Origin of the sequence: Arthrobacter horti, assembly GCF_030731045.1 — a bacterium.
GTDB classification, from domain to species: domain Bacteria; phylum Actinomycetota; class Actinomycetes; order Actinomycetales; family Micrococcaceae; genus Arthrobacter_E; species Arthrobacter_E nanjingensis.
Window position 1 is genome coordinate 15234 of the sequence record NZ_JAVALS010000016.1, and the last position, 14564, is coordinate 29797.

Here is a 14564-nt window from a genome sequence, read left to right on the forward strand (position 1 = left end):
GATGGTGCTTCCGGGAGGCCGCCCCGTGAGGGGTTCCTGTCCCGGAAAGGGAGCGCGGCCGCCTGACGGCATGCCAAAAAGAGGGCCGAAGCCCGGTACCAGTCTACCGGAAAGGCGCGTGGTCCCGAGGGAGACGTTGCTTACACGAGACCATACGCCCGGTCCCGACCGTCCCGTACCCCACCTGCCTCCCCCTACCGCCGAAACAGTGGGTTTCCGCTGAAACAGTGGTTTAACCCCACTGTTTCAGCGGAAACCCACTGTTTCGGCGGGGCATTGCCCACAGCTCCGGCAGGCCAGGTTGTGCCCATGGGCGATGTTCACTCCGAATCCGCAAACCGCCGGCCCGCACCATCAATTCATGACAACGCAACCCCCTCCCGAACAGTCCCGGCCGAAGACCACGATTCTGGACCTCACCCAGCGTCTGGAAGCCGAAGAGGTACTCTGGTCGACCGCCGAGCTGGAGGCCCGCGGCATCTGGCATGGTGAACGACGACGGCTGGTGCAGTCCCGCGTGCTCGTGCAGATCCAGCGGGGCGCCTATGCGCGGCGCTCCCATGCGGACGGCCTCCGGCGTTCCGAACGCGCCGAGCTCCGGCTGCACGCCCATGCAAAGGTCTATTCGACGCGGCGGAACAGGGGCTTCGTCTACAGCCATACCTCTGCCGCCCGGATCCATGGCTGCCAGCTCTGGCATGCCGATGAGTTCGTTCACGTGACCTGCAGGTCCCGGACTTCGCCCGGCCGGCTGTGCCCTGCCACGGTGATGCACCACCTGTCGGTGGCACCGGACGAAACCGACGGGACCGGCTTCGTCGAGTTCACGACGCTTGAGCGGACCGTGGTGGACTGCTGCCGGATTCTGGATCTAGAGGGATCCCTGGTGATCATGGACCAGGCCCTCCGGCTGGGCGCCGATCGCAAGCTCGTTGAACGCTATGCGGAAAGGCTTCACGGACAGCGAGGCGTGGTGAATCTGCGGAGCGTCCTGGAACTCGCCGATCCCAAGAGTGAATCCATGGGAGAGACCCGGACTCGGTTCATGCTGTGGCTGCTGAACATGTCCATGCCGGTCTCCCAGTATGAGGTGATGACCGACCGCGGCCTCCGGCGGCTCGACTTCGCCTGGCCGGACCTCATGGTGGCGCTGGAGTTCGACGGCAAGATCAAGTACTTCGGGGAAACTCCCACCGATGACGCCATCGCCGAGGAACGGATCCGTGAACGGCGGCTCATGGAGATGGGCTGGATCTTCGTCCGCATCGATTGGAAGGACCTCGACAACCCCGTCGGAGTGAAGCGTTGGATCCACGCGGCGTGGGCCTCGGCGCGCAGCCGGTCCCGGTCGTGACCGCGCCGGCCCGTGAAACAGTGGCTTTCCGCTGAAACAGTGGTCTAAACCCACTGTTTCAGCGGAAACCCACTGTTTCACGGATAGGACCTCGCGGTGGTGGTCCCGGGGCGGCACAGTTTCGGCGCACAAGAGGAGCGCCCGCCCTTACCTCCCCGGGTAGATCGCCGTGGATTCCTCGAGGTCGGGGAGGAACGGGGAGATCGCGGGAAGTTCGGCCAGGTCTTTGACCCCGAGCCGTTCCAGGAAGTACGCCGTGGTCCGGTACTGCATGGAGCCGGACTCAGGGTCGGTCCCGGCCTCCTCCACCAGGCCACGCTGAACCAGGGTCTTCATCACCGAATCCACGTTGACCCCGCGAATCGCCGAAACCCTCGCCCGGGACACCGGCTGCCGGTACGCCACCACGGCCAGGGTTTCCAGTGCGGCCTGCGTCAGACGGGCCGTCTGTCCGTCCATCACGAACCGCTGCACGGCCTCGGCATGCAGCGGGCGCGAATAGATCCGCCACCCGCCCGCCAGGTTCCGCAGCTCAAAGCCCCGCACCCGCCCGCCGGACACGCGCCCGCCGGGCGCACCGCCGTCGTACTCCGCCCGCAGCGCCAGCAGCGCCTCCTCGACCTCCGGCTCCGGCACCTCCAGCGCCGCGGCCAGCTGTGCCGCCGTCACCGGTTCGTCCACCACCATGAGCACAGCCTCCAGAGCGGAGAGCAGCCCGTCGTCAGCCATCGGCTTCACCTTCCAGCGAGTCGAAATCGGAAACCTGGGAAGAAATGGCACCAGTCCCCGTCCAACGCACCGTCAGCTCCCCCAGCGCCTCGGGCTGCTCGAAGGACACCACCTGGTCGCGGAAGAGCTCCAGCAGCGCCAGGAACCTCGCGATCACCACCTGCGCGTCCGGGGCATCCGCCACCAGGGCCCGGAAGCTCAGCTGCGCCTCGGCCTGCAAGCGCAGCGCCAGCAGCTCCGCCTGCTCCCGGACGCTCACGGGCGCGCTGTGCAGATGCTCCACACTCACCGAAGGCGGCACCGATTCCGCACGCGGCGCCAGAGCCTTCGCGGCCAACGCGGCGAACTCGTCCGGCCCGTGCTTCCACACCAATTCCGGCAGCAGCGCCGCGAAGTGCGGCTCCAGGGACACCAGCCTCGGGAACCGCAACGCCTCCTGGGTCAGCTCCTCACCCAGCCGCGCCGCAACCTCCTTGAACGCCTTGTACTGCAGCAGCCGCGCGAACAGCAGGTCCCGCGCCTCCAGGACGGCCAGGTCCTCCTCCGGGTCCAGCTCGCCCGCCGGCAGAAGCCGCGCCGCCTTGATGTCCAGGAGGGTCGCTGCGATGACCAGGAACTCGCTCGCCTCATCCAGCGCCCACTCCTCCCCCTGCTCCTGCAGGGCACGGATGTACGCGATGAACTCGTCCGTCACAGTGGCCAGCGCCACCTCGGTCACGTCCATTTCCCGCTTGGAGATCAGGCTGAGCAGCAGGTCGAACGGCCCGGTGAAGTTCGTCAGCCGGACTTGGAAACCGACGACGACGGCGGCCCCCTCCTCAGCGGGAACGCCCGCCTCGGTGGGAGCCGCCTCAGTCATGAGAGCCTCAGCCGTGCTTACGGGGCACCGCCGCGCTCGATGAGCTCCTTGGCCAGCTGCCGGTATGCTTCAGCGCCCGGGTGGTTGCTGGCGTACTGGGTGATCGGCTCGGCGGCCACGGTGGCGTCGGCGAACTTGATGGTGCGGCGGATGACGGTCTCGAAGACCTTGTCCCCGAACGCCTCCACCAGACGCGTGATGACCTCGCGACTGTGGAGGGTCCGCGCGTCGTACATGGTGGCGAGCACGCCGTCCACGGTCAGGCGCGGGTTCAGACGGTCCTGGACCTTCTCGATGGTCTCCACCAGCAGTGCCACGGCACGCAGGGCGAAGAACTCGCAGATGAGCGGGATGATGACGCCGTGCGCCGCGGTCAGGGCATTGACCGTCAGCAGGCCGAGGGACGGCTGGCAGTCGATGAGGACCACGTCGTAGTCGTCCTCCACCTTGCGCAGGGCGGTGGCGAGGACCTGCTCGCGGGCTACCTCGTTGACCAGCTGCACCTCGGCCGCGGAGAGGTCGATGTTGGCGGGCAGGAGGTCCACTCCCTCCACCCCGGTGGGCTGGATGGCGTCCCGGATGTCCGCCTTGCGGTCCATGAGGATGTTGTAGACGGTGAGGTCCAGTTCGTGCGGATTGGCCCCGAAGCCCGCGGACAGGGCGCCCTGCGGGTCGAAGTCCACCAACAGGACGCGGCGCCCGTATTCGGCGAGCGCCGCGGCCAGGTTGATGGTGGAGGTGGTCTTGCCGACGCCGCCCTTCTGGTTCACCATGGCGATGATCCTGGCGGGGCCGTGGGAGTCGAGGGGCGCAGGGGTGGGGAATTCCCGCAGCGGGCGTCCGGTGGGGCCGAGCCTGACGTCCTCCGCCGTGCCGCCCAGCGTGGTCGTGGAGTGTTCGAGGTTCACGTGACGATCCACTTCTTCCTGCGTCGCTTGATCTTGCCTCCATCCACCCTAACGGTTCCGACACGCGGGAGCGGGGATCTCTTGACAAACCGCCCCCGGTGAGCCTTTACCTTCAAGTAGAGGGTCAAGGTTAGGCGCGCGAGCCCACTTTCTCTCCCGCGGAATCACCCGCCGGCGCGGCAGCCGAACCGTGCCCGTCCGCCAGCATGGTCGCCTCGTCGAACGGCAGTTCACCTGCGAGAACGCTGCGGACACGGCCGTTGTCGATTTCCTTGACCCAGGTGCCGATCAGCACCGTGGCCACCGCATTGCCGGTGAAGTTGGTCAGGGCTCGCGCCTCGGACATGAAGCGATCGATGCCCACGATCACACCCACCCCGCCGAGCAGTTCGGGACGGTGCGCCTGGAGCCCTGCGGCCAGCGTGGCCAGGCCCGCGCCGGTCACACCGGCGGCGCCCTTGGACGCGATGATCATGAAGACCAGCAGGGAGATCTGCTCCCCCAGGTTCAGCGGCGTGCCCATGGCGTTCGCCACGAACAAGGAGGCCATGGTCAGGTAGATGGCCGTGCCGTCCAGGTTGAAGGAGTATCCGGTGGGCACTGTCACGCCGACCACCGGCTTGGAGACGCCCAGGTGCTCCATCTTGGCGATGAGCCGCGGCAGGGCCGCCTCGGAGGAGGACGTGGAGAAGATCAGCAGGTACTCGCGGGCCAGGTACCGCATGAGGCTGAACACGTTCACGCCGGCCACCACGCGCAGCAGGCTGCCCAGGATCACCACGATGAACAGGATGCACGTCAGGTAGAACGCCAGCATGAGCGTCAGCATCGACAGGATCGCCTTGGGCCCGGTGGCGCCCACCACGGACGCGATGGCTCCGAAGGCGCCCACGGGGGCCACCCACATGATCATGATGAGCACGCGGAACACGAGCTTCTGCGCGGTACCGATGGCGCTCAGAACCGGCGCGCCGGCCGTGCCCATGCGCTGCACGGCGAAGCCCACCAGGATCGCCACCAGCAGGGTCGGAAGGACCGGGATGTCGCCGGGGATCATCCCCAGCAGGAAGTCCACGGTGCTGTCCGAGGCCGCCTTGGCGTTCGGGTTGTACGGGGTCAGCTTGAGCCCGTCTCCCGGGTGGATGAGATTGCCCACCACCAGGCCGATGGCGAGCGCGAAGGTGGACATGACCACGAAGTAGCCCAGGGCCAGGCCGCCCACCTTGCCCACGGTCGCCGCCTTGGCGATCGATCCGATGCCCAGCACGATGGTGCAGAAGATCACCGGGGCGATCATCATCTTGATGAGCTTGATGAACCCGTCCCCCAGCGGCTTGAGGGACTTCCCCACCTCGGGGAAGAGAACGCCCACCAGCGCACCCAGCACCACCGCGACGATCACGGCGATGTAGAGGTAGTGGGATGATTCAAGGCGTTTGCCGCGCGCCGCCATTGGCGCCGGATTCCGCTGGGACATGCCTGTGCTCCTTGGGAGTCATCGGAGCGGCCACCGTGGACGCACCGTATGCGACCATGGTGGCCGGGCGGGTGACGCAGGTCACCGTTGCGGTCATATTGGTCTCATCGCGCACCCTGGGAAGGACGGAACGGTGAAGGATCTCCTCTCCCGCTGGGGTACGTCCCGCTGGAGCATCGCGCGCCGCCTCTTCGTGACGAACCTGCTGCTCGTGCTCACCGCCGCGGTGGCTGCGAGCGCCTTCGCCGCCGTCGACCTCCGCACGCGCAGCTACGACGACGCCGGCCGCCGCACCCAGGCGGTCGCCGCGGCGGTGGCGTCCTCCCCCCTGGTCCTGCAGGCGTCGTCGTCGGCTGATCCGCCGGCTCTGCTCCAGCCGTACGCCGTGCAGGTCATGGCGCACAGCCACGTCGACTTCCTGACCATCATGGCGCCAGACCGGACGCGCTGGACCCACGCCAACCCGGCGGAGATCGGCAAGCAGTACATCGGCACGGTGGAGCCGGCGCTTCAGGGCCAGGACTTCACCGAGACCTACACCGGCACCCTGGGCCCCTCGGTCCGGACGATCGTGCCGGTCAAGGACCCGTCCGGGAAGGTCCGCGCCATGGTCGCCGCGGGCGTCACGGTGCAGAACGTGGACTCCGGGATCGCGGTGCGCCTTCTGGCGATCCTGGGTCTGGCTGCGGCCCTGGTGGCGGGCGGTGCCCTGGTGTCCTGGCTCCTGGGCAGATACCTCCGCAGGGTCACCCACGGCTGGGGCCCCGAGCAGCTGGCGCAGCTCTTCGCCTACTACGAATCCGTGCTCCACTCGGTACGCGAAGGCGTGGTGCTGGTGGACACTCACGGCCGCGCTGTGATCTACAACGACCAGGCCGCGGAGCTCCTGGGCCTGGAGACACCGGCGAACGCCGGCACCGCGGGCCCGCGCGCCGGCTGGGGCGGCCCGGCCCCGTCGGTGGCGGAGATGCCCCTGGAACCCGGCCTGCGGGAGCTCTTCGAATCCGGCCGGGACGCCCGCGACGAGATCCATCTGGCCGGGCCCCGCCTCCTGGTGGTCAACCAGCAGGCTGCCGTGGAACAAGTCGGCGACGGCCGTGGCAGGGCCCGCCGGCTCGGCACCGTGGCCACCCTGAGGGACCGGACGGAGATCGAGTCCCTCGGCTCCGAGCTCGCCACCACACGCACCCTCTCCGACGCCCTCCGCGCGCAGACCCACGAGCACGCCAACCGCCTGCACCTGCTGGTCTCCCTCATGGAACTGGGGCGCTCGCAGGAGGCGCTGGACCTGGCGACCCGGGACCTGGAGCTCGGCCAGCGGATGGCCGATGACCTGCTGGGCGCCGTGGACGAGCCCGTCCTGGCCGCCCTGGTCATGGGCAAATCGGCCGAGGCCCATGAGCGTGGCGTCCGTCTGGAGCTGGCGGCCTCCACCCTGCCCGCCTCGCTGGAGCTGCCGGTCCAGGACCTCGTGACGATCGTGGGCAATCTGCTGGACAACGCCATCGACGCCGCCGCGGGCACGGACGGCCCCCGCCGGGTCCTCCTGGGTGTCGCCTCGGACGGCCCGGACGTGATCTTCACGGTGCAGGACTCCGGGCCGGGCATCGCTCCGGAGGAACTGGAACGCGCCTTCGAATACGGCTACTCCACCAAGCCGTCCCGCCACGGCCGCGGCGTGGGGCTGGCACTGGTGCGCCAGACGGTGCGGCGGCTGGGTGGGACACTGGAAGCGGATCCCGGCCGCGCGCCGTCGTTCGTGATGGACGACGGCGGCCTGGCCGGCGCCCGCTTCACCGTCACGCTCCCGCTGGACAGCGGGAGCCCCGCAACGCCTGGAGAGCCGTCATGAATCCCATCCGCGTCCTGGTGGTGGAGGACGAACCGATCGCCCGGGAGGCCCATCTCGCCTATGTGGCACGGCTGAGCGGCTTCACCGCGGCAGGGTCCGCGTCCTCGGGGCAGGAGGCGCTCAGGGAACTCATCCAGGCGCAGGAGCGGGGCGAAGCCGTGGACCTGGTGCTGCTGGACATGAACCTCCCGGACCTGCACGGCCTGGACGTGGCCCGGCGCATGCGCAGTGCCGGGTTCCTGACGGACATCATCGCCATCACCGCGGTCCGCGAGCTGAACGTGGTCCGCGGGGCGATCGCCACAGGAGTGGTCCAGTACCTCATCAAGCCGTTCACCTACGCCACTTTCGCGGAGAAACTGGAGAACTACCGGGCCTTCCGGGCCACACTGGGCTCCGATGCCCCGTCCGCGGGCGGCTCCTCCCCCGCACCGGTGGACCAGAGCGCCGTGGACCAGGCCTTCGCCACGCTCCGCACACCCGTGGACCTGCCGTTGCCCAAAGGCATCTCCGCGGCCACGCTGGCGGCCGTCCGGGAACTCGTCACCGGGGCACCGGCCCCGCTGTCCGCCTCGGAACTCGCGGAGCTGGCGCAGCTCTCCCGCGTCACGGCACGCCGCTACCTGGAGCACCTGGTGAGCGCCGGCGTCCTGAAGAGCAGCCCGCGGTACGGCACGCCCGGCCGTCCGGAGAACGAGTATCGTGGAAGTTAGAGTCCGGTAGCACTTCCTCGCGCCATGGACACGCAAGATCATGCGCGCCTCTGCCCGCCGGCACAGCCAGCGCATAGAAAAGTCGACGAGCATGGGAGGCATGCACATCCTGAAACGACGTGCGGAGGCCAGCCCCCTCCACCGCAGACGACCCTGGAGACTCCTGGCGACCCTGCTGACCGCGACGGCGCTGTCCGCGTCACTCGCGTCCTGCACCGCGGCCCACGGCAGTTCAGCCCTGGGTGCCTTGCCGGAGGAAGCCACCGCCCCCGCAGCCGACGTGGTGGTGATCGGCGACTCCCTGAGCACCGGGTTCATGACCTCAGTGGATGACGCGTGGCCCACCCTGATCCAGGGCAAGCTCGCGGGTGCCACGTCCTCACCGGCGTCGAAAGGCGCACCCCGCTCGCTGTACAACGCGGCGCGGAACGGCGCCGGCTACGTCACGGTGGGCGATCAGGATGAGACGTTCGGTGATGAGGTCCGCGCCGCGGTGACCAAACAGACCAAGGACGTCCTGTTCTTCGGCTCGGACAACGACCTCGGCCAGGATCCGCAAGCCATCACCAGCGCCGCGGAGGCCGCACTGGCCCAAGCGCACGCGCAGGCCCCCCAGGCCACCCTGATCGTGGTGGGCCCGCCCTCCTACACGGAGACCCCGGACGCGGCCCTCACGGCCATCCGGGACGCCCTGCAGACCGCGAGCAAGGCCGAAGGTGCACGCTTCATTGATCCGATCACCGAGAACTGGATCGCCCCGGACGCCGCGAATCTCCTGGCCGCCGATGACGAACACCCCTCGGTGCAGGGTCACCAGTTCCTGGCCGGCAAGATGGAGTCGATTCTCGGCATCGGCTGAGGACCCTTCCGATGCCGGAGGCAGGCCGATCAGGCGATCCCGAGCCGCTCCCGGACCAGCGCGCACGCACTCGGTACCGGCTCCACGATCTCCACGGTGCCCTGCTCCGCGAGCCGCCGCGCGGTCTCGCTCAGCGGCCCTCCGGCGATGATGACGGCCTCCGCTCCGGCCTGGACGCAGCGCCCGACCGCGTCTGAGAGCTCCTGGAACTGCCGTTCGGGGTCCGCCGCCAGCTCCAGCGGAGGGGATACTGTCAGCTCGACGCCGGCGAACGCGGCCCCTCCGCCGTGCTCGGCGGCTAGGACGCCCAGGGACTCCGCCAAGAGGGGCGTACTGGTGGCCATGCCGAATCCGCGGCCACCGGCGGAGGCTTTCAGCACGGACGCCTGACCGATCCCGATCACCGGGATCCCCGGCAGCAGAGCCTCCAGCTCCTTCCGCCCGGGGTCGCCGATGGCCGCCACGATAACGGCGCGCACCGTTCCGCCGTCGTCCGCCAGCCTGCGGTGGACCGCCTCCAGGACCTCCGGCGCAGAGGCGGCCAGCGCCACGGGATCCAGGATCATCGCCGGGCCGGCCGCGGCCGTGAGGCCCTCGACGGCCAGCCCGGTGCCCGCGAGTTCGCGCTCGGCCAGCGAGCGCATCATCTCCGTGGTGGCGATGTTCGTATTCGGGTTGACCAGCAGGACCGTACCGGCCCTGCGCGCATCTTTTGTATACATTGCATGATTCATCCTGGCAATTGTCTCCCAAATTCTCCCTATTTCGGCCCTTTGTGTATACAGTGAAAGGAGTTCCTCGAAGGGAGAATCGTGCGAGCCAGTGACCGCGCCTACCACCAGCTGCGCCAGGAGATCATCACCTGGCGGCTGGCACCCGGCACCGTCTTGGCCGAGGTCGAACAGGCCGGCCGCCTCGGCGTGAGCCGCACGCCGGTCCGGGAGGCGCTCTCCCGGCTCATGGCGGAAGGCCTGGCGGCCACGGAAGGCCGCCGCGGCGTCGTCGTCGCCGAGCTGTCCGTCACCGACCTGGAACAGCTCTTCGAGTTGCGCGAGACGCTGGAGCGCAAGGCCGCCGGCCTGGCCGCGGCGCGCGGCGACCGCGGACGATTCCGGCGGCTCCATGAACAGTTCCTCCACGCGGAGGCCTCCCTGGACGCCCCCGAAGAAGTGGAGGCGTATTACGCCCTGGTCGGAGAGCTCGACGCCGCGCTGGATGAGGAATGCGGGAACGCCTACTTGGCGCTGTCCCTGCGGCAGCTGCGCCCCCATCTGCAGCGGCTGCGCCGGCTGGCCCACGACCAGCCCGAACGCCTCGCAGCGTCCGCCCGCGAACACGCCGCGATCGCCGCCGCCGTCGCGGACGGCAATCCCGGCCTCGCCGCCGCCGCCACCACGGTCCACCTCAGCGCGAGCCTCAAACACCTGCACCACAGCCAGTCCGGCCAGGGAACCCTGGCGCCGGCCCACTCCGTCCACCTCACCACCCACGAAAGCGAGTCACGGTGAAACTCCACAACGTCCGCGTCCACCGCAGCGAAGAGAACCTCAGCCGCGAGGACCAGCTGGCCCACAAGATCGCCCGGGTGGCCACGGACCCGGTGCCCGTCGACGCCGATGTGACGGACATGATCATCAATCGCATCATCGACAACTCCTCCGTGGCAGTCGCCTCCCTGAACCGGGCGCCCATCGTTGCGGCGCGAGCCCAGGCGCTGACCCACTCCCCCAGCTCCGGCGGCGCCGGTGCCACCGTGTTCGGCATCCAGGAGAAGGTCTCGCCCGAGTGGGCCGCGTGGGCCAACGGCGTGGCCGTCCGCGAACTCGACTACCACGACACCTTCCTGGCCGCCGACTACTCGCACCCGGGAGACAACATCCCGCCGCTGCTCGCGGTCGCCCAGCACGTCGGGGCCTCCGGCGCGCAGCTGCTGCGCGGCATCGCCACCGGCTACGAGGTGCAGGTTGACCTGGTGAAGTCCATCTGCCTGCACGAGCACAAGATCGACCACGTCGCCCACCTGGGCCCGTCCGCCGCGGCCGGCATCGGCACGCTCCTGGACCTGGACACCGAGACGGTCTTCCAGGCTGTCGGCCAGGCGCTGCACACCACCACGGCCACCCGTCAGTCCCGCAAGGGCGAGATCTCCACCTGGAAGGCCCACGCCCCCGCCTTCGCCGGCAAGATGGCCATCGAGGCCGCGGACCGGGCCATGCGCGGACAGACGTCCCCCGTGCCGATCTACGAAGGTGAGGACGGCGTCATCGCGTGGATGCTGGACGGCCCGGACGCCTCCTACGAGGTCCCCCTGCCCGAGCCGGGCGAGTCCAAGCGCGCCATCCTGGACACTTACACCAAGGAGCACTCCGCCGAGTACCAGGCGCAGGCGTGGATCGACCTGGCCCGCAAGCTGAACGGCGAGCACCCGGAAGCCACCGACCCGGCCAATGTCGCGAGCATCGTCATCCACACGAGCCACCACACGCACTACGTGATCGGTTCCGGCGCGAACGACCCGCAGAAGTACAGCCCCACCGCGAGCCGCGAGACGCTGGACCACTCCATCCCGTACATCTTCACCGTGGCCCTGCAGGACGGCCGCTGGCATCACGTGGACTCCTACGCCCCGGAGCGCGCCACCCGTGAGGACACCGTGGCGCTCTGGCACAAGGTGACCACGGAAGAGGACGCCGAGTGGACCCGGCGCTACCACTCCCTGGACATCACGGAGAAGGCCTTCGGCGGCCGCGTAGTCATCACGCTCACCGACGGCCGCGTGATCGAGGATCAGATCGCCGTCGCGGACGCCCACCCGCTCGGCGCCCGGCCGTTCGCCCGCGAGCAGTACATCGGCAAGTTCCGTTCTCTCGCCGAGGGGCTCGTGGAGCCGGCCGAGATCGAGAGGTTCCTGTCCACCGTGCAGCGGCTGCCCGAACTGGCCGCCGGCGAACTGGACCAGCTGAACATCCAGGCCGCACCCGGCGTCGTCGACCTCGCCGCCGCCCCGAAGGGCCTCTTCTGATGCTGTACGCCACCCGCACCCCTCAGGCCAAGCGCCGCGCCCTGCGCGAGCTGCTGGCCTCCGGCCGCACCGTGCAGTTCCCCGGCGCCTTCAACCCGCTCTCCGCGCGTCTCATCGAGGAGAAGGGGTTCGACGGCGTGTACATCTCCGGCGCGGTCCTGGCCAATGATCTGGGGCTGCCGGACATCGGGCTCACCACGCTCACGGAGGTCGCCACCCGTGCCGGGCAGATCGCCCGCATGACCGATCTGCCGGCCCTGGTGGACGCGGACACCGGTTTCGGCGAGCCGATGAACATGGCCCGGACCGTCCAGGAACTGGAGAACGCCGGCCTGGCCGGCTGTCATATCGAGGACCAGGTCAACCCCAAGCGTTGCGGGCACCTGGACGGCAAGGCCGTGGTGGACGCGGAGACCGCCACACGGCGCATCCAGGCCGCCGCGCAGGCACGCCGGGACCCTGACTTCCTCATCATGGCCCGCACGGACATCCGCGCAGCCGAGGGGCTGGAGGCCGCACAGGAGCGGGCACAGGCCCTCGTGGCCGCGGGTGCCGACGCGCTCTTCCCCGAGGCCATGAAGACCCTGGAGGAGTTCGCAGCCATCCGTGAGGCCGTGGACGTGCCGATCCTGGCGAACATGACCGAGTTCGGGCAGAGTGAGCTGTTCACGCTTGAAGAACTGTCCTCGGTGGGCGTGAACATGGTCATCTACCCGGTGACGCTGCTGCGCAGCGCGCTCGGCGCGGCCGAACGGGTCCTGGACACGATCAAGGCGGACGGCACCCAGCAGGCCGCCGTGCCGGACATGCTGACCCGTGCCCGCCTGTACGAACTGGTCGACTATCCGGCCTACAACCGCTTCGACACCGGGGTGTTCAACTTCCAGGTCCCCGGAACGCCCCGCTGAGTCCCTCCGGCCCGGGCCCTGCGCCCGGGCCGGAATCCAACCGTCATCCCGTTCGAAGCCGATTCACAGGAAGCAGTCACACAATCAGCCCTGAAGGCTTCATCCGACGAAGGAGTCACCATGAGCACCGCACCCACTGAGAGCACCCCCGACATCAAGAAGGGCCTGGCCGGCGTGGTGGTGGACTACACCGCCATCTCCAAGGTCAACCCGGAGAGCAACTCCCTGCTGTACCGCGGCTACCCTGTGCAGGAGCTCGCCGCGTCCAAGAGCTTCGAAGAGGTCGCATACCTCCTCTGGCACGGCGAACTGCCCACGCAGGAGGAGCTGGCCGCCTTCACCGCCCGCGAGCGCGCCGGCCGTTCCCTGGACCCGGTGGTCAAGTCGGTCATCGACACGCTGCCCACCACGGCACACCCCATGGACGTGTGCCGCACCGCGGCGTCCGTCATGGGCGCCCGCCACCCGCAGGCGGAGGAGTCCAACCCGGAGGCCAACCTGGCCAAGGCGATCGACCTGTGGGCGGCCATGCCCGCCGTCGTCGCTTATGACCAGCGCCGCCGCCGCGGCGAGGGCCTGGTGGATCCCCGCTCGGACCTCGGCTATTCGGCCAACTTCCTGTGGATGACGTTCGGCGAGGACGCCGCGCAGCCCGTGGTGGACGCATTCAACGTCTCGATGATCCTGTACGCGGAGCACTCCTTCAACGCCTCCACGTTCACGGCCCGCGTCATCACCTCCACCCTGGCGGATCTGCACTCGGCGGTCACGGGGGCCATCGGCGCCCTGAAGGGCCCGCTCCACGGCGGCGCCAACGAGGCCGTCATGCACACCTTCGAGGAACTCGGCATCGACCCGTCCGAGTCGGCGGAGGACGCCGCGGCCCGGGCGAAGGCGTGGATGGAGGACGCGCTGGCTGCGAAGAAGAAAGTCATGGGCTTCGGCCACCGGGTTTACAAGCACGGCGACTCCCGCGTGCCCACCATGAAGGCGTCCCTCGACGCCCTGATCGAGCACTACGGGCGTCCGGAGCTCCTGGGCCTGTACAACGGCCTGGAGCAGGCGATGGACGAGGCGAAGGGCATCAAGCCGAACCTCGACTACCCGTCCGGTCCGGCGTACCACCTCATGGGCTTCGACACCCCCGTGTTCACGCCGCTGTTCGTGGCGAGCCGGATCGTGGGCTGGACGGCGCATGTCATGGAGCAGCTGGGCTCCAACTCGCTCATCCGCCCGCTCAGCGCCTACAACGGCCCCGAGGAGCGGCACCTAGGCTAGGCGGTCACGCCCGGTTCCACGTCGAGAGGGCGGCGGTCGGCTTCGGTGCCGGCCGCCGCTCTGTCGTACCTGGCGGACGCCACGTTGTGGTTGTCCTCGGCCAGCGTGATCTCGATGGTGGACAGATGGCCGGCGGTGCCCTCCCGGACGGCCGCGAGCGCCTCCATCAGGATCGGCTGGACCCAGTACCCGGCGTCCGGCCACATCCGCGCGTACGGCAACGAGTTCACCCCGTGCCATTCGGGGGCGATTTCGGCGCTTTCAGAGATCTCACCCTCCCAGCTCCCGGCGGCGTAGAGGACCGTGTCCATGTCCCAGGCGGGACGGGCGGGGAAGCGGAAACGGATGGTCCCCAGGTGGTGCAGCTCTGTTTGAGGTACGACGGCGCCCACCTCCTCGCGCACTTCACGCACCACCGCCTGAGCGACGGTTTCGCCGTCCTCCACGTGGCCGCCGATGCCCACCACCTTGCCGCGCGCGAAGCCGGTCTTCTTCAGGCCGAGCAGCGCCTCCCAGCCGTCGGCGCCGTCCCTGACGGATCTGCCGTCGACGGGGCGGACGAGGAAGCAGAGGGCGACGGAGGCGGCGGAGTCCATGCCCCCATT

General features: G+C 69.0%; 14 protein-coding genes. 8 read left to right on the forward strand and 6 right to left on the reverse strand.

Features of this window, described 5'->3' with window-relative positions; all coding sequences use genetic code 11:
* Positions 1-361: 361 nt before the first annotated feature.
* Positions 362-1354, forward strand: coding sequence for a hypothetical protein (locus Q9R02_RS15095; RefSeq protein WP_305997532.1), 993 nt, complete (start codon positions 362-364; stop codon positions 1352-1354).
* Positions 1355-1501: 147 nt separating this feature from the next.
* Here the strand turns inward: Q9R02_RS15095 and scpB are convergent, their stop codons facing one another.
* The 4 genes from scpB to Q9R02_RS15115 form a co-directional block, all read right to left on the reverse strand.
* A complete protein-coding gene (scpB, locus tag Q9R02_RS15100) occupies positions 1502-2083 on the reverse strand; it encodes an SMC-Scp complex subunit ScpB (protein WP_305997533.1) in 582 nt (193 codons plus the stop codon).
* Positions 2076-2942: a segregation and condensation protein A gene (locus Q9R02_RS15105; protein ID WP_305997534.1), complete on the reverse strand. Its 867-nt coding sequence runs from the start codon at positions 2940-2942 to the stop codon at positions 2076-2078. The genes scpB and Q9R02_RS15105 overlap by 8 nt, the downstream gene beginning before the upstream one ends.
* Before the next feature lie 17 nt (positions 2943-2959).
* The gene (locus Q9R02_RS15110; RefSeq protein ID WP_305997535.1) at positions 2960-3850 is read right to left on the reverse strand and encodes a ParA family protein; all 891 of its coding nucleotides are present in this window, start codon (positions 3848-3850) and stop codon (positions 2960-2962) included.
* 130 nt (positions 3851-3980) lie between these two features.
* Positions 3981-5327: a cation:dicarboxylate symporter family transporter gene (locus Q9R02_RS15115; protein ID WP_305997536.1), complete on the reverse strand. Its 1347-nt coding sequence runs from the start codon at positions 5325-5327 to the stop codon at positions 3981-3983.
* 133 nt (positions 5328-5460) lie between these two features.
* On the opposite strand from Q9R02_RS15115, the gene Q9R02_RS15120 reads away from it, so the two are divergent.
* The 3 genes from Q9R02_RS15120 to Q9R02_RS15130 all read left to right on the forward strand — a co-directional run bounded on the left by Q9R02_RS15120 (position 5461) and on the right by Q9R02_RS15130 (position 8751).
* Positions 5461-7179, forward strand: a complete 1719-nt coding sequence (locus Q9R02_RS15120; protein ID WP_305997537.1) for a sensor histidine kinase — start codon at positions 5461-5463, stop codon at positions 7177-7179.
* Entirely contained in the window at positions 7176-7892 is a 717-nt protein-coding gene (locus tag Q9R02_RS15125) for a response regulator (RefSeq protein WP_305997538.1), read from the forward strand. Before Q9R02_RS15120 ends, Q9R02_RS15125 begins: the two co-directional genes overlap by 4 nt.
* Positions 7893-7992: 100 nt before the next feature.
* Positions 7993-8751 (forward strand): SGNH/GDSL hydrolase family protein, encoded by a 759-nt coding sequence (locus tag Q9R02_RS15130; protein WP_305997539.1) that lies wholly within the window; start codon positions 7993-7995, stop codon positions 8749-8751.
* A gap of 29 nt (positions 8752-8780) precedes the next feature.
* Here Q9R02_RS15130 and Q9R02_RS15135 read toward each other — a convergent pair whose 3' ends face one another.
* A complete protein-coding gene (locus tag Q9R02_RS15135) occupies positions 8781-9473 on the reverse strand; it encodes an aspartate/glutamate racemase family protein (protein WP_305997540.1) in 693 nt (230 codons plus the stop codon).
* A gap of 90 nt (positions 9474-9563) precedes the next feature.
* Between Q9R02_RS15135 and Q9R02_RS15140 the strand changes: the two genes are divergently transcribed.
* The 4 genes from Q9R02_RS15140 to Q9R02_RS15155 all read left to right on the forward strand — a co-directional run bounded on the left by Q9R02_RS15140 (position 9564) and on the right by Q9R02_RS15155 (position 13959).
* Entirely contained in the window at positions 9564-10259 is a 696-nt protein-coding gene (locus Q9R02_RS15140) for a GntR family transcriptional regulator (RefSeq protein WP_305997541.1), read from the forward strand.
* Positions 10256-11773: an MmgE/PrpD family protein gene (locus tag Q9R02_RS15145; protein ID WP_305997542.1), complete on the forward strand. Its 1518-nt coding sequence runs from the start codon at positions 10256-10258 to the stop codon at positions 11771-11773. The genes Q9R02_RS15140 and Q9R02_RS15145 overlap by 4 nt, the downstream gene beginning before the upstream one ends.
* The gene (prpB, locus tag Q9R02_RS15150) at positions 11773-12681 is read left to right on the forward strand and encodes a methylisocitrate lyase (protein WP_305997543.1); all 909 of its coding nucleotides are present in this window, start codon (positions 11773-11775) and stop codon (positions 12679-12681) included. Before Q9R02_RS15145 ends, prpB begins: the two co-directional genes overlap by 1 nt.
* A 120-nt stretch (positions 12682-12801) precedes the next feature.
* Positions 12802-13959 (forward strand): bifunctional 2-methylcitrate synthase/citrate synthase, encoded by a 1158-nt coding sequence (locus Q9R02_RS15155; protein WP_305997544.1) that lies wholly within the window; start codon positions 12802-12804, stop codon positions 13957-13959.
* On the opposite strand, the gene Q9R02_RS15160 is transcribed toward Q9R02_RS15155, so the two are convergent.
* Positions 13956-14555, reverse strand: coding sequence for an 8-oxo-dGTP diphosphatase (locus Q9R02_RS15160; RefSeq protein WP_305997545.1), 600 nt, complete (start codon positions 14553-14555; stop codon positions 13956-13958). The two genes, Q9R02_RS15155 and Q9R02_RS15160, sit on opposite strands and share 4 nt — an antisense overlap.
* Positions 14556-14564: the final 9 nt, after the last annotated feature.